Genomic DNA, 18,018 nt, shown 5'->3' with positions numbered 1-18,018 from the left:
GGTCAGAGCTCCCCGGCGTCGTCGACGAGATCGTCGAGGGTCGACGGCTCGACCTCGCCGATCACCCGGGCGGCCACGCGCCCCTCGGGATCGAGCAGCACCGTGGTCGGGACCGCCTGGAGCGGCACCGTCCCCTGGAGCGTCGCGACGGCGGAGCCGTCCTTGTCGTCGATTGACGGGTACGGCACCTCGAAGGTGCGCTCGAAGGCCTGGGCCGTCCCGGCGTCGTCGGTCCCGTTGATCCCCACGACCTGGACGTCGTCACGGTTGGTGTCGACGTCGACGAGCGTCGGCGCCTCGGCGCGGCACGGAGCGCACCCCGCGTACCAGGTGTTGAGGAGCACGACCTGGCCGAGGTAGTCGCTCGTGTCGACCGCATTGCCGTCGTAGTCGGTGCCCGTGATCGTCACCGGCTCGCTGCGCTCGTCGGGCTCCCAGGCCCGCACGGACCCGTCCCCCGAGACGTACCCCTGGTCGAGGGCATCCGCGGTCCCGGTCGACCCGGAGTCCTGGGCGCAGCCCGCCAGCACCAGGGCCGGCAGGACGAGCGCGGCCAGGACACGGGCGCGCGCCAGCGGCGAACGTCGAACGAGGGGCATGCCTGGAGTTTCCATGACGATCCTGAACCGAACCTGTGAACGCCTCAGGCGCCGGGGGTGGTGGCCGCGCCCGGGAGGAGGTCGGCGACCGGCTCGGTGTAGTTCAGCCCGACGAACCGGTCGTCCTCGAATCGCAGCGACGTCAGCGAGGCGAGCGAGCACTGCCGCTTGCGCGGGTCGTGCCAGAGCCGACGGCCCTCGAGGCTCAGCCGAGTGATCCACACCGGCAACTGGTGCGACACCAGCACGACCTCGTGGCCGGCGTTGGCGTCCCGTGCGGACCGCACGGCCGCCGCCATCCGGGCCACCTGATCCTTGTACGGCTCGCCCCACGACGGCCGCATCGGGTTCCACAGGTAGCGCCAGTGCTCCGGGTGCTTCAGGGAGCCGTCCCCGACGCCGAACGTCATGCCCTCGAAGTGGTTGCCCGCCTCGATCAGACGCTCGTCGGTGCCGAGCTCGAGCCCGAGCGCCCCGGCGATCGGCGTCGCGGTCTCCTGCGCGCGCTGCAGCGGCGAGGCGATCACCGCGGTGATGTCGCGGCCCGCCTCCGGGTCGGCAAGGTGGGAGGCGACGCGCCGCGCCATCTCATGCCCACGCTCCGAGAGGTGGTAGCCGGGGATACGGCCGTAGAGGATTCCGTCTGGGTTGTGCACCTCGCCGTGACGCATGAGGTGGACCGTCGTGGTGACCATGCGCCCAGTCTCCCAGACGGCGGCCCGCTACTCGTCCTCGCGGCACGCCCGGGCGATGGAGGCCATCGCCCGGCCGAGGCTCTCGAGCTCGGCGTCGTCGAGGGCGTCGACCATGTACCGACGGACCCCCTCGACGTGGATCGGGGCCTCCTGCTCGAGGGTCTCGAACCCGTTGGGTGTCAGCGTGCATTCGATCCCACGACGGTCGCCCTCCGCCTCGGAGCGGGCGACGAATCCCTTCGCCTCGAGCCGCCGCACCGTGTGCGTGACCCGGCTGCGCGAGTACGCGAGCCCGTCGGCCAGGCGCGACATCCGCATCGAGTGTCCCGGGGACTCCGAGAGGCGGACGAGGACCTCGTACTCGCTGAGGGAGACGCTCAGGTGATCGTCGTGCCACCGGGCCAGGGCCTCGCTCAGCCGCGAGGCACCCTCGATGTAGCGGCGCCACTGGACCTGCTGGTCCGCATCGAGCCAGCGCGGCTCACCCGTCGTCTCTTCAGGCATCCCTGCTCCCCCTTGGTCGGAACACATTTTCTATCAGGCTACGAACACTTGCGCCCGGGTCGTCCACAGCCTCGAGGCGATCTGTCTCGCGACCGCGGGAATAGACCGTGACTTCCTCGGGTTCCCACGGTACGCTTTGATTGAACATTCAACTACTTCTCGAAGGAGCACCCCATGACCGCACTGCCCACCGGCCTCACCGCCGGCACCCACGCCATCGACGCCTCGCACTCGCAGGCCGCGTTCGTCGTCCGCCACGCCGGGATCTCCAAGGTCCGCGGAAGCATCGCGATCAGCGCCGGCACCATCACGGTCGGCGAGGACCTGGAGTCGTCGAGCGTGACCGCGACGCTCGACGCCGCGTCGGTCAGCACCGGCGACGAGGGCCGCGACGGGCACCTGCGCTCGGCCGACTTCTGGGACGCCGAGTCGAACCCGACCTGGACGTTCACCTCGACCTCCGTCCGCGCCGACGGGGACGACTACGTCATCGAGGGCGACCTGACGATCAACGGCACGACGCGGCCCGTCACCCTCGAGACCGAGTTCTCCGGTGCCGCGACCGACCCGTTCGGCAACCCCCGTGTGGGCTTCGAGGCCTCGACCAAGATCTCGCGCAAGGACTTCGGGCTGACGTGGAACGCACCGCTCGAGGCCGGCGGCGTGCTCATCGGCGACAAGATCACGATCACGCTCGACGTCTCGGCGATCACCGCCTCCTGAGGACGGTCGCCCGCCCGGGCGACCACCCCGGTCATTGCCTGACGGCCACGGTTCCGCTCTCCTGCGGACCGGCCGTCAGGCCATTCCCATCTCACGGGCCTGCTTGTGGAACGCAAGGATCTGCAGCTCGGAACCCACGTCGACCGCCTGCACGTCGACGTCGTCGGGCACCTGGAGCGAGATGGGGGCGAAGGAGAGGATCCCGCGGACGCCGGCCTGGACGATCGCGTCCACCGCGTCCTGCGCCGACCGCGCCGGGGTCGCCACGATCGCGAACGACACCCGCTCGCGCTCGACCACGGCATCGATGTCGGCCATCGCCTCGACGACGATCCCGCGGACGTCCTTGCCGATCACCCCGTCGTTGTTGTCGAGCAGGGCCACGACCTTGAAGCCGCGCGAGTCGTACCCGCGGTAGTCCGCGAGCGCCTGGCCCAGGTTTCCCATCCCGACGATCATCACTCGGTGCTCGGTGGCGAGACCGAGCACCCGGTTCATCGACTCCGCGAGAGCCTCGACGTTGTACCCCACCCCGCGGGTGCCGAACGAGCCGAGGAAGGACAGGTCCTTGCGCAGCTGTGCCGAGCTCACGCCGGACAGCTCGGCGAGGCCGGAGGACGACGACGTCCCGACCCCGCGCTCGATCAGCAGGTGCAGAGCACGCAGGTAGGTCGGCAGGCGCGCGACGGTCGCCGCGGGAACCTGGTTCCCGGTGGGGTCGGCGTTCTTTCCGGTGGGGCTCACTGCGTCACTCCTCGACGATCATCGGTTCCGCCCGGCTGTCCGCGACGCAGGGCCTTCTCCAGTCGGACGGGGTCCACGGTGTAGACGGCTCGACGAACTCCGTCCACGGTGACCACCGGCACGAACTCCCCGTGCTCGTCGGCGAGCGCAGGGTCCGTGTCCACGTCGGTCTCGACCCACCGGGTGTCGGTCCGCGCGCACACGTCGGCGACGACGTCGCGCGCGACCTCGCAGAGATGACACCCGTCTCGCCCGTAGAGGACGACCCGGGCAGCATTCTCCGTCACCTTCCCAGGATAGTCGCCTGTTCGACGACCGAGTGCTCTACGCCACTAGAGTGGGGACCATGCCGCACGACGTTGGACCGGAGGACCCCGATCCCCTCGACCAGAACCCCACCGCCGACGACGACGGTGCGAACGTCGGCGTCGTGGCCGCGTTCTTCGACATCGACAACACGATCATCCGGGGGGCGTCGGCCGCACACCTCGCGCACGCCCTGTACCGCAGGGAGTTCTTCGGCATCCGCGACCTGCTGCGCCTGGTGGTCCACAACGCGCGGTACCTGACGTTCGGCGAGAACAAGAAGCAGATCGACACGGTCCGCTCGCACGCGCTGTCGATCGTCGCGGGGCACACGGTCTCCGAGATCGTCGCGATCGGCGAGGAGGTCTACGACCAGGTCCTGGAGCTGCGGATCTACCCGGGCACCCAGCGTCTGCTCAACGAGCACATCGAGGCCGGGCACGAGGTCTGGCTGGTCTCGGCGACGCCCGCGGAGATCGGCACGCTGATCAGCCGGCGCCTGGGCGGGACCGGCGCTCTCGGGTCGGTCGCCGAGACGGTCGACGGCGTCTACACGGGCCGCATGGTCGGCGACATGATGCACGGCAAGGCCAAGGCGGCCGGCGTGCGGGCACTGGCCGAGCAACGGGGTATCGACCTCGCGGCCTCGTCCGCCTACGGCGACTCGCTCAACGACGTCTCGATGATGGAGACCGTCGGCAACCCGTGCGCGATCAACCCGGACGCACGCCTGCGCCGGCACGCGGCCCGGGTCGGCTGGCCCGTCCGCGAGTTCCGCGGCCGCCGCAACCGTGCCGCGCGTCGCGGTGCCGCGACGCTGAGCTGGGCCGGTGCCGTCTGGGCGGCGGCGCTCGTGGCCCGGTCGATCAAGCGCACCGTCCAGCGCTGAGGCGCCGACCGGCGGAGAACTCCCGAGACGGCGACGAGCCCGGTCCCTGACGGGGCCGGGCTCGATGCGTGCAGCGAGTGCTACTTCTTGTTGCGGCGCTGGTGGCGCGTCTTACGAAGCAACTTGCGGTGCTTCTTCTTCGCCATGCGCTTACGGCGCTTCTTGATGACGGAGCCCATAGGTTCCTCGCAATACTCGTCGGCGTTCGGTCGGATGTTGACCGGGTTCGTGGATCCCGGTCACGCATGCGCGACCGATTGAAGTCCACCAGCCATCCTACTCTCTGCAGTGGCACCCCGGAAATCCACGTCAGAACGGGTCGTGGATCCCCAGCAGAGGGAACGCGGCCTTGCGGGTCGCCTGGATGGCCCGGTCGATCCCGAGGTCGGGGTCGAACCCGTCGTCCCAGGCCGCGAACTCGACGTCCGCGGCCTCGAAGACCTCGGGCGGTTCGAGCTCGGCGAGGTCGCGGACCCGCTCGCGCCAGGCGTCCGGGACGGGGGTCCCGTCGGGGATCGGCCGGTGCGCCGCGATCCCCAGCACGTGCGCCCACGCGAACGGCACGACCTCGACGACCGCGTATCCGCCGCCGCCCAGCGCGACCCAACGGCCGTCGCAGAGCTCGTGCGTCAGGTCGTGGATCCACCGAGCCGCCTGCGCCTGGGCGCGCACCGAGACGCGCATGTCCGAGAGCGGGTCGAGCGAGTGCGAGTCGCAGCCGTGCTGGCTCACCACCGCCTGCGGCTCGAAGGCGCGCAGCACCTCCGGCACGACGGCGTCGACGGCCCGGAGCCACTCCGCCCCGGTGGTGCGCGACGGCAGCGCGATGTTCACCGCACTGCCGGGCGCCTGCGGCCCGCCCGTGTCCGTGGCGTACCCGGTGCCCGGGAAGAGCGTCGCGGGGCTCTGGTGCACCGAGACGGTCAGGACGCGCGGGTCGTTCCAGAACGCCGTCTCGACCCCGTCGCCGTGATGGGCGTCCAGGTCGACGTACGCCACGCGCTCCGCTCCGTCGTCGAGCAGCCGACGGATCGCGGCGACGGCGTCGTTGTAGACGCAGAACCCGGACGCCGCCCCGGGCATCGCGTGGTGCATGCCTCCGGCGACGTTCACGGCGTGCTGGGTCCGGCCCGACCAGACCGCGCCCGCCGCGTCCCAGGACGCGCCGAAGATCCGGGCCGCGGCGACGTGGATGTCGGGGAAGACCGGGTCGTCGACCGTCCCGAGCCCGACGGAGAGGTCCGGCTCCTCGCCCGCGGCGGCGGCCCTGACGGCCTGGATGTACGCGACGTCGTGCACGCGCGCGATCGTCGCGTCGTCGGCCGAGACCGGCTCGACGACGTCGACGCCGTCCGCCTCGGTGATGCCGAGCGAGCGGACGAGGTCGACGGTCAGGTCGAGACGCGTCGGTGCCATCGGGTGGCCGGGACCGAAGTCGTACTGCAGGAAGTCGGGGCTCCAGAGCACCTGTACCTGGCTGCCGCCCGAGGCGCTGCCCGGTGCTCCAGCCTGGACAGGGGGGTGTGAGGACGTCGACGAAGCCATGCCCTCACGGTAACGCCGATGCACCGCCGTCCACCGTGGTGGTCGCCACGTGGGCGTCCTGACCACCGATCTGCGCCGTTCGTGGCAGAGTTGTGAAGAGTTGGAGCAGGACATCGGATCAGCGGACAGGAGCAGTGATGGCCCACGGCTGGTCCACGCGCCTGTTCGAGTGGCGCGAGTTCGTCGACCGCACCGCGCGCCAGTCCCCCGCCCGGCTCGCGGTGACGGTGTTCGGCGCCGTGATCGCCGTCTTCACCGCGCTGCTGATGGCCCCGTTCGCGACCGAGTCGGGCCGGCACGCCGCGTTCGTCGACGCCCTGTTCACCGCGACGTCGGCCGTCTGCGTCACGGGGCTCGTCGTCGTCCCGACCGGGACGTACTGGTCCACCTACGGTCAGGTCGTGATCCTGGTCGCCATCAAGGTCGGCGGGCTCGGGGTCATGACCCTCGCGTCGATCCTCGGCCTGGCGGTGTCTCGTCGCATCGGCCTGACCCAGCGCATCCTGACGGCGTCGGAGACCAAGACGCAGAAGCTCGGCGAGGTCGGATCGCTCATCCGGGTCGTCATCATCACGTCGACGACGCTCGAGCTCACCATCGCGCTCCTGCTCTTTCCCCGGTTCCTCGTCCTCGAGGAGACGATCGGGGAGGCGGCCTGGCACGGCCTCTTCTACGGCATCTCCGCCTTCAACAACGCGGGGTTCGTGCCGACGGCCGAGGGCCTCGCGCCGTACACCGCCGACTGGATGCTCTGCCTGCCCATCATCATCGGGGTCTTCGTCGGGTCGCTCGGGTTCCCCGTGATCCTGAACATCTTCAGCGCGCGCAAGCGCGGCACCCGCGGGTGGAGCCTGCACACCAAGCTCACCCTGAGCGTCTCGGTGGGCCTCGTCGTCCTCGCCACCTTCCTCTTCGCGGTGTTCGAGTGGAACAACGACGAGACGCTCGGAGCGCACCCGTGGCCGGTCAAGCTCCTCGCCGCCCTGTTCACCGGCGTGATGCCCCGCTCCGGCGGGTTCTCGACGATCGACACCGGCTCCATGCACGAGTCGAGCTGGCTCATCACCGACGCGCTGATGTTCGTCGGCGGCGGCTCCGCCTCGACCGCGGGCGGCATCAAGGTCACGACCCTCGCTGTCATGCTGATCGCCATCGTCGCCGAGGCCCGGGGCGACCGGGACATGGACGCGTTCGGCAAGCGCATCCCGCGCGACACTCTGCGCCTCGCGATCGCCGTGACCTTCATCGGCGCCTCCGCCGTCCTGCTCTCCTCGGTCGCGCTGCTCGAGATCACGGGATGGTCGCTCGACGTCATCCTCTTCGAGACGATCTCCGCGTTCGCGACCGTCGGCCTGTCCACCGGGGTCACCGGCTCGCTGCCCGAGGCGGGCAAGTACATGCTGGTCGCGCTGATGTTCATCGGCCGCATCGGGACGATGACCTTCGCGGCAGCCCTCGCCCTGCGCGACCGACGCCGCGTCATCCGCCGTCCCGAAGAACGTCCCATCATCGGCTGAGCGCCGATCCGTCCCACCACCGAGGAGTTCCCGTGCCCGACAAGAAGCAGAAGGACGCCGGCGTGCTCGTCATCGGGCTCGGCCGGTTCGGCACCGCGCTCGCCGAGACCCTGGAGCGACTCGGCCAGGACGTCCTCGGCGTCGAGCGGAACCCCGACCTGATCGCCCAGTTCTCCGGCCAGCTCGCGCTCGTCGAGGCGGACGCGACTAACCCGACGGCGCTCGAGCAGCTCGGCGCCCGGGACTTCCCCGTGGCCGTCGTCGGCGTGGGGACGTCGCTCGAGGCCTCCGTCCTGATCACCGGCAACCTCGTCGACCTCGGGACGCCGCAGATCTGGGCCAAGGCCGTCTCCAAGGAGCACGGGCGCATCCTGCAGCGCATCGGTGCGCACCACGTGGTCTTCCCCGAGGCCGACGCCGGCAACCGCGTCGCCCACCTCGTCTCCGGCAAGCTGCTCGACTACATCGAGGTCGAGGACGGGTTCACCATCGTCAAGATGCGCCCGCCGCAGGAGACCCAGGGGTTCACGATCGCCGAGTCCAAGGTGCGCGAGAAGTACGGAGTGACGATCATCGGGGTCAAGTCGCCCGGCGTGGAGTTCGTCTACGCCGAGCCGGAGACCCGCATCTCGGCCAACGACATGATCGTCGTCTCCGGTCACGCCGAGCTGCTCGAACGCTTCGCCGCACGCCCGTAGCCCGCACCTCACCACCGCAGGAGGAACCATGTCGTCGATCGCGCTCTGGGGAGCGGTCATCGCGGGCATCGTCGTGCTCACGCCGCTGGCCGACCGCACCCGCGTGCCGCTGCCGGTCCTCCTGACGCTCTTCGGGCTGATGCTCCCGCTGGTCCCGGGCACTCCACACCTGAGCGTCGACCCCGACCTCATCCTCCCGCTCGTCCTGCCCCCGCTCCTCTTCGCGGCGACGCAACGGTCGACGGCGCGCGAGTTCCGCAGCCAGGCGACACCGATCCTGTTCCTGGCCGTCGGTCTGACGATCGCGTCGGCCGGGGTCGTCGCCGTCCTCGCCCACGCCGCCGGGATCCCGTGGGGACCTGCCTGGGTGCTCGGGGCCATCGTGGCACCCCCGGACCCTGTCGCCGCGACCGCCGTCGCGCGACGCCTCCGCCTGCCCGGCCGCATCGTCACCGTCCTCGAGGGCGAGGGGATGTTCAACGACGCGACGGCGCTCGTGCTCTACCACGTGGCCGTCGCCGCGGTCGTGACCGGCGAGGTGAGCGCGGGGACGATCGGGCTCGACCTGGTGCTCGCCGTCGTGGTCGGCATCGGCGTCGGGCTGGTCGGGGGCTGGCTCGGGCACCGCGTGCTCGGGCGGATCCACCAGGCCGCCGCCGAGACGACCGTCACGATCGCGCTGCCGTTCGCCGTCTACCTCGTCGCCGAGGAGATCCACGGCTCGGGGGTGCTCGCCGTGCTGACCCTCGGGCTGCTGCTGCGGTCCGTGAGCCACACCTCCGTCACGTCGGCGGGATGGCTGCTCGGCCGCTCCGTGTGGGAGTACGCGGACTACCTCATCACCGGCGTCGTGTTCGTCCTGATCGGGTTCGAGCTCACCTACGTCATCGAGCACAGCCCCGTGGCGTCGTCGACCTGGGCCTTCGCGCTCGGCGTCGTCGCGGCGCTGGTGGCGCTCCGGTTCCTCTGGATGTTCCCCGCTGTCTGGATCCTGCGGAAGATCTCCCCCGGGAAGGGGGCATCGACGTTCAGCAACGCCGAGACGACGGTCATCTCCTGGGCGGGGATGCGGGGCGTGGTCTCCGTCGCCTCCGCTCTTGCGCTGCCCGTGATCCTCGACGACGGCACAGACTTCCCCTACCGCGACACCGTCGTCTTCGTGGGCCTGATGGTGGTGCTCGTCACGCTCGTCCTGCAGGGTCTGACGCTCGCTCCCCTGGTCAAGCGCCTCGGCGTCGGCGACGAGACGGACGAGGCCGAGGAGATCGCGGCGCTGCGAACCCGTGCCACCCAGGCAGGGCTCGACTCGGCCCGGACGCGCGACGACGTCCCTCCCCTGGTCCGGCGCGCCGTCGTCGAGCAGTACGAGGGCCGTGTGGCCACGCAGAACGCTCGGCGGAGCATCCGCCGGGGCGACGCGGAGGAGCTGGACGAGCCGCACGGCGAGACGCTCGCCGGGCTGCTGCGCGAGACGACCGAGGTCGAGCGCGACGTCGTCATCCACGCCCGCAACCACGGCGAGGTCAGTCCGGAGGTCGCGGACGCCGTGCTCAACGAGATCGAGGCGCGGGCCGTCCGCGACGGAGACTGACACGCCCGCCGGGGCTCACCGGCGCTTGCGCGGCGTCGTCGCCCCCGGTCGGTCGGCGTCGAGCGACGTGACGTCCTCGAACCCCGTCGTCCGTCGGAGCACTCGCCGGTTGTAGAGCCAGGTCGCGAACGAGAGCAGCAGGCCCACCGCCAGCAGTCCCGCGGCGATGACGTACTGCTGCTGCTGCTCGGTGCTGCGCGCCCACGGCCCCACGAGGAACGCGCAGGTCAGCGCTCCGAGGACGGCGACAGGGGTCCAGGTCCGGAAGTGCGCGTGGTCCACCGGGTCACGTCGCAGGACGAGGACGGCGACGTTCACCACCGCAAAGACGCACAGCAGCAGCAGCGACGTCGTCCCCCCGAGCAGGCTGACGGCGTTCGCCCCCTCCTGCGTGGCGCTGGCCCGCACGACGTACACGATGAGGCCGTAGGAGAGCAGCGTGGTCACGACGATCGCGACCCACGGCGTCTGACGGCGGGCGTGGACCCGGCCGAAGACGCGGGGCAACGTGCCCTGGTTGGCCAGGCCGTAGAGCAGCCGCGACGCCATCAGCATGTTGATCAGCGCCGAGTTGGCGACGGCGAACATCCCGATGAAGGGGAAGATGGCGTCGAACGGCACGTTCGGCGCCCCGGCGGCCACGACCTGGGTGAGCGCCGAGGCGTTGTCCGGGTCCGTCAGGTCGCCGACCGGGACGAGCGCGACCGCCGTGATCGCGACGAGGACGTAGATGAGGCCCGTGATCGACAGTCCGGTGATCATCATCCGGGGAAAGTCGCGCACCGGGTCCTGGCACTCCTCCGCCATGTTGACCGAGTCCTCGAAGCCCACCATCGCGAAGAACGCCAGCGTCGTCGCCGCGGTGACCGCCACGAAGATCCCCCGGTCGTCCGCCGACTCGAAGACGACGACGCGCGAGAAGTCCGCGCGCCCCTGCGTCATCCCCCAGAGGCCGACGAAGATGACGAGAAGCAGTCCCGAGAGCTCCACCATCGTGAGCACGACGTTGGCCTTCACGCTCTCCGAGACCCCGCGGAAGTTCACCAGCGCGACCAGCGTCATGAACCCGAGCGCGATCGCGAGCAAGCCGCCCCCGCCGTCCGACAGCTCCAGCCCGAAACCGTCGTTCAGGAAGCCCGCGAACGCGTTCGAGGCCGTCGAGGCCGACGTGATCCCCGAGCTCATCACCATGAACGCGACGACGAAGGTGAGCAGGTGGATGCCGAACGCCTTGTGCGTGTACAGCGCCGCCCCGGCGGCCTGCGGGTACTTGGTGACGAGCTCGAGATACGAGAACGCGGTGAGCGTCGCGACCGCGAAGGCGATCAGGAAGGGCGCCCACGCCGCGCCGCCGACCTCGCCCGCGACCTCACCGGTCAGGGCATAGACCCCGGTGCCGAGGATGTCCCCGACGATGAAGAGCAGAAGGAGCTTGCGCCCCATCACCCGCTTCAGCTCCGGTTGCGCGGCAGCCGTGCCGGCCGGTGCCTCCTGATCGGACGGACGTTCCATCGCGAGCCTCCCCTGCACCGCGCCGACCCACCCTTGGGCCGCTCAGGTTCAGTCAAGACCCACGCGCCGTTGCTCGCACGACGAGGGTCCCGGACGGCTCGTCCGGGACCCTCGCACCGTCACCCGACCGCTCGGGTCAGCCGGTCACCTCCCACGGCCCCCACGGAGCACCCGGAACCTGGTTCCGCGTCCACCACCGCGCCGTGTACCTCACCTGCTCGTGCACCACCACGTCACCCGCGGTGAACACCCGCGACGGCGTCCAGATCGACACACCGTCACCGTCCTGCGCCATCTCCTGCCACGGACCGGTCACCGAACCCGGCTCCTGGTTCGAGGACCACCACATCGCCTCGAACACCGAACCCTCGAACGAGACCCGATCACCAGCCGTGTAGACCGCCGACGCATCCCACACCGCGACATCCGGCACACACACCTCGCCCGAGTCACCCTTGGTCCACGTCCACGACTCCGGGTTCTTCGTCACCGACGGCGCGTCCGAGAGCACGTACCCCTGCACAGGGGTCGCCACCACCTTCACCCCACCGTCCTTCTTCCGGGACTCGACATACTCGACCCCCTCCACCACCGGCAACGGCGCACCCGTGACATTCCCCGGACCACACTCGTCCGTCCACGACGGACGCACCGGCGTCACCTCGGTCCGCTCGTCCTCCGCCTCGGCAAGGCGGAGGAAGGTCACCGACGAGGCGGGAAAGTCGTAGGTGAACTGGTTCGCGCCGCCGTCCCACAGCCGCTCGACGGGGACCACGTTGGTCTTGTCGGCCTTGGTGTTGGTCGACGACGGGTCAGCGACGATCTCCGTGACCGCCACGTCGGTGCCCACCTCGAACGACCCGGTGACGTCAACCGCCGTCCGGGCGACCGACGCCCCGGGGTTGACGACCTTGACGATCAGCTCACCGGTGGCGTCGTCGTGCGTCACGACCTGGTAGAGCGACTTCTCCGTCGGTTCGGTGTACGTCATCTGGAGCTCGCCGTCGAGATAGAGCTCGATGGTGCGCCCGTCGACGACGACCTTGACGTGGTAGTCGCGACCGATCTCCACAGACTCGCCCTCGAGAGCCTTCACCTCGCCGGCGGAACCACCGTCGGCGCGCTGAAGGACAGACCGCGAGTTGTTCCACCCGCCGAGGTTCCACCAGTAGTAGTCGTTGGCTCCTCCGGCGGCGAAGCCCACGAGGAATCCCTCCTTGCCGGAGACCTTCCGGGCCTCGAGCTCGAGCGTGTAGTTCGACCAGTCGACGTTGTAGGCCCCCGTCGGCACGGACCGGGCGTCCTCGACCGACCCCGTCTGGACGTACTCGCCGTCGTTCACGGCCCACGACCCCGCGACGGACTCCCAGCCGGACGCGTCGTCGAAGGAGTCGACGAACAGCTCGTCGCCAGAGGTGTTGTCCGTCACCCTGACGTCGTCGTACGCGGCCTGGGTGGCCCACGTCGACAGGAAGACGCCGCCGTCGAGCGCCGCAGAGTCCGTGGCACCCGTGTGGGTGCTCGGGACGACCTCGTCGCCGACGTTGTTCATGAACAGATGCTGGTTCCAGTAGTTCACCGAGCCCCACGACTCGTCGTTGTCGAACCACATCATGTCCGGGGACCACTGGACGTAGTCCTCGTTGGCGAACATCGGCGCGTACGACGCGAGCTCGACGAGGTCCGAGTTGCGCTCCAGGCCGGTCATGTAGGCCGCTTCCGCGAGGGCGTTGCCCCACGTGTTCCCGCGCGAGGCGTACTCACCGAGGAACACGTGCGGACCCTCGCGGTCGTAGGAGTCGTAGCGCTCGGTGTTCTGCAGGAACCACGAGGGGTCGTTGTAGTAGTGCTCGTCGACCATGTCGACGCCTTGCTCGCGGTTGAACTCCCACAGCTCGTCGAACCGAGCCCCCGTGTCGTCCGGACCCGAGTTGGAGATGATCTCGACGTCCCACCCGTGCTCGGCCGCCGCTGCCTCGATCGCGTCGCGGAACGCCGGGAAGTTTGCCTGGAACGTGTCGGTGTTCTCCTCGTTCCCCAGCCCGATGTACGGCAGCTCGAAGGGCTCCGGGTGGCCCAGGTCTGCGCGGACCGCACCCCACTCGGTGTCTACGTCGCCCTTGGCGAACTCGACGAGGTCGACGGTGTCGGCGACCCAGCGGTCGAAGTTCTCGTCTCCCTCGACCATCTCAGGAATCGACGAGCCACAACCGTTGGCTCCCACGGACACCACGGGCAGCGGGAAGGCACCGAGGTCCTCGGCCCACTCCATGTACTCGAGGTATCCGATGCCGTACGACTGGTTGTAGCCCCAGAAGTTCCAGTTGGTCGGACGCTCCTCGACCGGCCCGAGGGTCTCCTTCCACTGGTAGGTCCGGGTGCGGTCCTGGCCGTCGGAGCCGAGGTAGGTGTCGAACGTCCCGACGTTGGTGACGCAACCGCCGGGGAACCGGAGGAACTCCGGGTTGAGCTCCGCGACCATCTCCGCCAGGTCCTTGCGCAGCGGACTCTTCCCGTTGACAGGGCCGACCCACGTGTCCTCCGGGAACAGCGAGACCATGTCGAGGCGCAGCCTGCCCTCCGCTCCCGAGACGAGCTCGAGACGAGCGTCGTTCGCGGTGCCCGAGACGGTCATGGTGGTCTCGTACTGCCTCCACTCGTCCGATCCGTCGACGGCGACCGACCCTGTCGCGTAGGTGGTCTCCCCGTCGGCAGAGACCACCCGCACGGTCAGCTCCTGCGCGACGGCGGACCGCGCCCAGACCGAGGCGTCGTACGTCGCCCCGTCCTCGACGGCGACACCCTCGTTGTAGGAGGAGTTGGCCACTCCCGTGCTGCCGTCCGAGTCGACGGTGAGATAGAAGCGGTTGGACTCGTTGAGCCACTCGTCCTCGTCCGACTCGACGGCGATGTCACCACCACCGACCTGTGACCACGCGGTCAGACCCGTGAACGAGCGGTTGTCGGAGCTGTTGAACTCGAACGACCGGTTGCGGACGAGCTCGGCGTAGAGCCCGCCGTCCGCGGCGTAGTTGATGTCCTCGTAGAACGCTCCGTAGAGGTTGTCGCTCATCTCCGTGCGTGCGGCATCGGTGTCGACCACGATCTGGTGCTCGGTCATCTCGAGGGGGACGAGCACGAGACGAGCAGCGTCGGACCGGTCCCCCACGACGAGCGCTCCGTCGACGTCCTCGACGAGGGTCTGGTCGCCGACGAGCACGACGATCGTCCCCCCACCGACGTCGGAAAGGCGGACGGCGACAGCCTCGTCACCCTGGACACCGACGGTCAGTCGGTCGTCCGCGAGCACCACCGGTGCGCCGTCGGAGGTTTCGAGCGTCACGGGCGAGCCGTCACCGTCGCCGGGCGTGGCCACGAAGCTCGTGGTCGACAACGGGCGAGTGTCGACGAGCGAAAGCGCGCCGTCGTCGGACAGGTAGCGACCGTCCGCACCCTGCACGGTGAACGGCCCCTCCGGGACGACGTCCGCACCCTTCGACTCGACGAGCGCGAAGTAATCGAAGGTCACGTCGTGGCTCGGCGCGCTGCCGGCAGCAAGCGCGAAGATCCCGATCTGGGTGGTGTCGGCCGCCAACGTCGTGGTGCCTGCCTCGAGCCACTGAAGACCGTCCCAGGTCGAGACCGTGAACGTGTCGCCGGTGCGTGCCAGCCGGAGGGTCTCACCGGTGGATCCCTCGCGGGCCTCGAACGTCGCGGCGTACGCCGCGTCGACCTCTGTCCCGGTCTCGATGCCCACGGGCCCGCCGGCAAAGACGCTCGCGTGGGTCAGTCCGGCCCGCACGTAGTTGTCGTCGTCGTCCCAGGCGATGATGCCTGCACCCTGGAAGTCCGCGCTCGGAGTGGCTGCGAGCGACGTCTGCGCGACGAAGTCACCGGCGGGGACGTCGACGAGGAAGATGTTCTCGTAGTTGTTGTCGCCCTGGTAGGTGTCGCCGGGCTGTGAACGCACCGTGAGGGCGCCGCCGCCGGAGGTCCAGGCCGTGGGCTCCTCGTGGGCGATCGACCACCGCCGGTCGAGGTCGTCGGTGTCGAACTGGTCGACCCAGGCACCGTCCGGCAGGGGTGCCGGTGTCGACGCCGCGACCGTCACGGCGACCGTGGCGCTACCGTGCGGCGAGGTCGCTGTGACGGTGGCCTCACCGTCGGCGACCGCGGTGATCACACCCGACTCCACCGTGGCGACGGACTCGTCGTCGCTCGTCCAGGTGACGGTCCTGTCCCCGGCGGTCACCGGAGTCACGGTGGCTCGCACCACGACGGTGTCCCCGGTCTTCAGAGACACCTCGTTCTGGTCCAGCGCGAGGCCCTCGGCCAGCAGGTCGGGCTGGAGCGCCTGGAGAAGTTCCTCCTGCTCCCCGGCCGTGATCGGGACCACCGTGCCGTGGCGAGGGCTCGTCGGCAGCTCGACGTCGGGGAGCGACGTCCAGTCACCAGAGTCGAGGTCGTCGGTCTGGAAGAGCATGTAGCCCTCACCGCCGTGGTACGACGGCTGGTCGATCATCAGGTACCAGGAGTCGTCCTCGAGCGAGGGGAACATCGTCGGCCCCTCACCGTTGGTGAACTCCCCGCCCCACGGGTTCGGCTCACCGACACCGATCTGCTCGGCAATCAGGTCCCAGCCGTCCCCGGCGGTCACCCCCTGGGTGCGCAGAAGGTCGTCCGAGACCTCCTGGCGGACGGTCATGTCACGCTCGTCCTTGGTCAGCCGGTAGTACGTGCTCCCCCCGTCATCATCCGCGAGCTCGGCGACGGTGGAGTCGATCATGCCGCGACCGTCGCCGCGGTTCATGTCGACCCAGACCGCGGGCTCGGAGAAGCTGCCCTCGGAGAAGTCAGGCGTCGTCGCGTACATCATCCGCTGGTAGGACGTGCTGATGTCGCGATCCTCGGGGGCCACGTCGGACGGGTAGAGGGCCGAGGCCCAGTACACGACGAACTGCTGGCCCTCCGCGTCCCAGTGGGCCTCGGGTGCCCAGAGGTTGCCCGCGGTCGCCGGAGCGAGGGCGATCTCGCGCTGCTCGGACCACGTGATCAGGTCGGCAGACTCCCAGACCATCATCGAGCGACTGCCTGTCTCCTGGGCGTCCCCGAAGTTCCCTCCGCCGGAGATCTTCAGGTCGGTGGCCAGGAGGTAGTACATGCCCGTCTCGGGATGACGGATCAGGAACGGGTCGCGCAGCCCCTCTGTACCGAGACTCGACTCGATCACGGGGCGACCGTCGTTGAGCGTGTGCCACGTCTCGGGGTCGTCCGACTCACTGACGGCGAGGTAGATCTTCTCGCCCTCGGCGCCTTCCCCCTCGAAATAGGGGAAGACGTAGGCGTCGAACGCGGAGTCGTCCACGTCGACCGCGGTCGGGACGATGCTCGGGGTGGCCGCGTCGACGGGCAGGGCAAGGGCGGAGGGCACGCCGAGGGTGGCGACCATCGCTCCGGCGAGCCCGAGCGCCGTCCAGGACCAGCGTAGGCGTCGGCCACGGCCGACAGGGAGATTCGTACTCATGTCACTCGCTCTCTCATCGTTGAGAAGTCGGGATACAGAACGTGAGTGCTCAGTCCATGTGAGCGTTAACATCACCTCGGGAGGTCGGAGACCGGAACGGAGATACCGGACCGTTCATCACGGACGGCGGACCGGCGGCGGGCAGCACCCGCCGCCGGTCCAGGACGCCACCCGGGACAGCTACGTGCGCCGCGCCGCAAGAACGCGCTGCAGGACGACGAAAACGAGGAGCAGTGCCCCGATGAAGATCTTGGTCCACCACGAGCTCAGGGTGCCCTCGAAGGTGATGACGGTCTGGATCAGGCCGAGGACGAGGACACCGAGCACCGAGCCGAGGACGAACCCGGTCCCGCCCGTCAGGATCGTGCCGCCGATGACGACGGCCGCGATCGCGTCCAGCTCCATCGCCACACCCGTGAGCGAGTAGCCCGAGCGCGAGTACATCGCGAACAACAGCCCGCCGAGACCCGCACAGGTACCCGAGATGACGTAGACGAGCACCTTGGTCCGGGCCACGGGCAGCCCCATGAGCCTCGCCGACTGCTCGCCGCCTCCGATGGCGTACACCGTCCTGCCGAACTGCGTGTAGTGCAGCAGGTAGAACGCGAGCGCGACGACCACGAGGGCGACGACCACGCTCGTCGTCATCCGCCACTGGCCTGCGATCCACGTGTCCCAGCTCGCTATCGCGACGAACGTCTCGTCAGAGATGGGGATCGACTCGGGAGCGATCACGAAACACAGGCCGCGGGCAAAGAACATCCCCGCCAGCGTCGCGATGAACGGCTGCACCTCGAAGACGTGCACCATGATCCCGATCAGGAGCCCGATCACGGACCCCACCAGCACCACGAGCGGAAGCACCACGAGCACCGGCACCCCGCTCTGGAGCAGAGATGCCGCGCTGACCGCCGACAGCGCGAGGACCGCGCCGACCGACAGGTCGATGCCACCGGTCAGGATGACAAAGGTCATGCCGACGGCCAGCACGATGAGGAACGAGTTGTTGATGAACAGGTTGGCCAGGACCCCCGGAGAGAGGAAGTTGTCGTAGCGGACGCCGCCGATCACGAGGATCAGGGCGAGCACCACGAAGGTTCCCAGGACCGGCAGGTATCTGCGGTCGACGTGCAGACGACGGACCATCGCGGTCATCCGCGGGCCTTTCTCG

Annotated in this window: 15 protein-coding genes; 5 read left to right on the top strand and 10 right to left on the bottom strand. The window is 69.5% G+C overall.

Going from position 1 to position 18,018, the window contains the following annotated elements; all coding sequences use genetic code 11:
* Positions 1–2 precede the first annotated feature (2 nt).
* Genes Q343_RS0102985 through Q343_RS0102975 form a run of 3 tightly spaced genes read right to left on the bottom strand, consistent with a single transcriptional unit; the run spans position 3 to position 1,798 of the window.
* Positions 3–599: a TlpA family protein disulfide reductase gene (locus Q343_RS0102985; RefSeq protein ID WP_043109179.1), complete on the bottom strand. Its 597-nt coding sequence runs from the start codon at positions 597–599 to the stop codon at positions 3–5.
* Between the two features lie 44 nt (positions 600–643).
* Positions 644–1,294: a histidine phosphatase family protein gene (locus Q343_RS0102980; RefSeq protein ID WP_029252103.1), complete on the bottom strand. Its 651-nt coding sequence runs from the start codon at positions 1,292–1,294 to the stop codon at positions 644–646.
* A gap of 27 nt (positions 1,295–1,321) precedes the next feature.
* Positions 1,322–1,798 (bottom strand): MarR family winged helix-turn-helix transcriptional regulator, encoded by a 477-nt coding sequence (locus Q343_RS0102975; protein ID WP_029252102.1) that lies wholly within the window; start codon positions 1,796–1,798, stop codon positions 1,322–1,324.
* Positions 1,799–1,972: 174 nt separating this feature from the next.
* Here Q343_RS0102975 and Q343_RS0102970 point away from each other — a divergent pair, with 174 nt between their 5' ends.
* Positions 1,973–2,521 carry a YceI family protein gene (locus Q343_RS0102970; RefSeq protein ID WP_029252101.1) on the top strand — a complete coding sequence of 183 codons (549 nt, stop codon included), beginning with the start codon at positions 1,973–1,975 and terminating at the stop codon, positions 2,519–2,521.
* 75 nt (positions 2,522–2,596) lie between these two features.
* Here the strand turns inward: Q343_RS0102970 and Q343_RS0102965 are convergent, their stop codons facing one another.
* Both Q343_RS0102965 and Q343_RS0102960 read right to left on the bottom strand, forming a co-directional pair.
* Complete coding sequence (locus tag Q343_RS0102965) at positions 2,597–3,265, bottom strand: redox-sensing transcriptional repressor Rex (RefSeq protein WP_029252100.1); 669 nt, start codon at positions 3,263–3,265, stop codon at positions 2,597–2,599.
* Positions 3,262–3,552, bottom strand: a complete 291-nt coding sequence (locus Q343_RS0102960; protein ID WP_052366807.1) for a glutaredoxin family protein — start codon at positions 3,550–3,552, stop codon at positions 3,262–3,264. Before Q343_RS0102960 ends, Q343_RS0102965 begins: the two co-directional genes overlap by 4 nt.
* 59 nt (positions 3,553–3,611) lie before the next feature.
* Between Q343_RS0102960 and Q343_RS0102955 the strand changes: the two genes are divergently transcribed.
* Entirely contained in the window at positions 3,612–4,460 is an 849-nt protein-coding gene (locus Q343_RS0102955) for an HAD family hydrolase (RefSeq protein WP_081829575.1), read from the top strand.
* A gap of 80 nt (positions 4,461–4,540) precedes the next feature.
* Here Q343_RS0102955 and Q343_RS14810 read toward each other — a convergent pair whose 3' ends face one another.
* Both Q343_RS14810 and Q343_RS0102945 read right to left on the bottom strand, forming a co-directional pair.
* A complete protein-coding gene (locus Q343_RS14810) occupies positions 4,541–4,639 on the bottom strand; it encodes a 30S ribosomal protein bS22 (RefSeq protein WP_003792170.1) in 99 nt (32 codons plus the stop codon).
* A gap of 130 nt (positions 4,640–4,769) precedes the next feature.
* The gene (locus Q343_RS0102945; RefSeq protein ID WP_081829574.1) at positions 4,770–6,005 is read right to left on the bottom strand and encodes an acetoin utilization protein AcuC; all 1,236 of its coding nucleotides are present in this window, start codon (positions 6,003–6,005) and stop codon (positions 4,770–4,772) included.
* Between the two features lie 137 nt (positions 6,006–6,142).
* Here Q343_RS0102945 and Q343_RS0102940 point away from each other — a divergent pair, with 137 nt between their 5' ends.
* From Q343_RS0102940 to Q343_RS0102930, 3 genes are read left to right on the top strand one after another with little or no spacing between them, the layout of a single operon-like run.
* Positions 6,143–7,522: a TrkH family potassium uptake protein gene (locus Q343_RS0102940; RefSeq protein WP_029252096.1), complete on the top strand. Its 1,380-nt coding sequence runs from the start codon at positions 6,143–6,145 to the stop codon at positions 7,520–7,522.
* Between the two features lie 32 nt (positions 7,523–7,554).
* Complete coding sequence (locus Q343_RS0102935; RefSeq protein ID WP_029252095.1) at positions 7,555–8,220, top strand: potassium channel family protein; 666 nt, start codon at positions 7,555–7,557, stop codon at positions 8,218–8,220.
* A 28-nt stretch (positions 8,221–8,248) separates the two neighbouring features.
* Positions 8,249–9,811: a Na+/H+ antiporter gene (locus Q343_RS0102930; RefSeq protein ID WP_029252094.1), complete on the top strand. Its 1,563-nt coding sequence runs from the start codon at positions 8,249–8,251 to the stop codon at positions 9,809–9,811.
* A gap of 15 nt (positions 9,812–9,826) precedes the next feature.
* Here Q343_RS0102930 and Q343_RS0102925 read toward each other — a convergent pair whose 3' ends face one another.
* From Q343_RS0102925 to yjfF, 3 genes are all read right to left on the bottom strand, one after another.
* Entirely contained in the window at positions 9,827–11,323 is a 1,497-nt protein-coding gene (locus Q343_RS0102925) for an APC family permease (RefSeq protein WP_052366806.1), read from the bottom strand.
* Between the two features lie 136 nt (positions 11,324–11,459).
* A complete protein-coding gene (locus Q343_RS15080) occupies positions 11,460–16,847 on the bottom strand; it encodes an alpha-L-arabinofuranosidase C-terminal domain-containing protein (protein ID WP_162175457.1) in 5,388 nt (1,795 codons plus the stop codon).
* Positions 16,848–17,027: 180 nt separating this feature from the next.
* Entirely contained in the window at positions 17,028–18,002 is a 975-nt protein-coding gene (gene yjfF / locus Q343_RS0102910; RefSeq protein ID WP_029252091.1) for a galactofuranose ABC transporter, permease protein YjfF, read from the bottom strand.
* Between the last annotated feature and the right edge of the window lie 16 nt (positions 18,003–18,018).

This window comes from Paraoerskovia marina DSM 21750 (assembly GCF_000701465.1).
Classification (GTDB): domain Bacteria; phylum Actinomycetota; class Actinomycetes; order Actinomycetales; family Cellulomonadaceae; genus Paraoerskovia; species Paraoerskovia marina.
This window is presented reverse-complemented; position numbering and strand designations above follow the sequence as displayed.

Bases quoted from the DNA above. Each gene is read 5' to 3' on its own strand.
- Q343_RS0102985 (WP_043109179.1), bottom strand. From the start codon at position 599: ATGCCCCTCGTTCGACGTTCGCCGCTGGCGCGCGCCCGTGTCCTGGCC.
- Q343_RS0102980 (WP_029252103.1), bottom strand. From the start codon at position 1,294: ATGGTCACCACGACGGTCCACCTCATGCGTCACGGCGAGGTGCACAAC.
- Q343_RS0102975 (WP_029252102.1), bottom strand. From the start codon at position 1,798: ATGCCTGAAGAGACGACGGGTGAGCCGCGCTGGCTCGATGCGGACCAG.
- Q343_RS0102970 (WP_029252101.1), top strand. From the start codon at position 1,973: ATGACCGCACTGCCCACCGGCCTCACCGCCGGCACCCACGCCATCGAC.
- Q343_RS0102955 (WP_081829575.1), top strand. From the start codon at position 3,612: ATGCCGCACGACGTTGGACCGGAGGACCCCGATCCCCTCGACCAGAAC.
- Q343_RS14810 (WP_003792170.1), bottom strand. From the start codon at position 4,639: ATGGGCTCCGTCATCAAGAAGCGCCGTAAGCGCATGGCGAAGAAGAAG.
- Q343_RS0102945 (WP_081829574.1), bottom strand. From the start codon at position 6,005: ATGGCTTCGTCGACGTCCTCACACCCCCCTGTCCAGGCTGGAGCACCG.
- Q343_RS0102940 (WP_029252096.1), top strand. From the start codon at position 6,143: ATGGCCCACGGCTGGTCCACGCGCCTGTTCGAGTGGCGCGAGTTCGTC.
- Q343_RS0102930 (WP_029252094.1), top strand. From the start codon at position 8,249: ATGTCGTCGATCGCGCTCTGGGGAGCGGTCATCGCGGGCATCGTCGTG.
- Q343_RS0102925 (WP_052366806.1), bottom strand. From the start codon at position 11,323: ATGGAACGTCCGTCCGATCAGGAGGCACCGGCCGGCACGGCTGCCGCG.
- Q343_RS15080 (WP_162175457.1), bottom strand. From the start codon at position 16,847: ATGAGTACGAATCTCCCTGTCGGCCGTGGCCGACGCCTACGCTGGTCC.
- yjfF (WP_029252091.1), bottom strand. From the start codon at position 18,002: ATGACCGCGATGGTCCGTCGTCTGCACGTCGACCGCAGATACCTGCCG.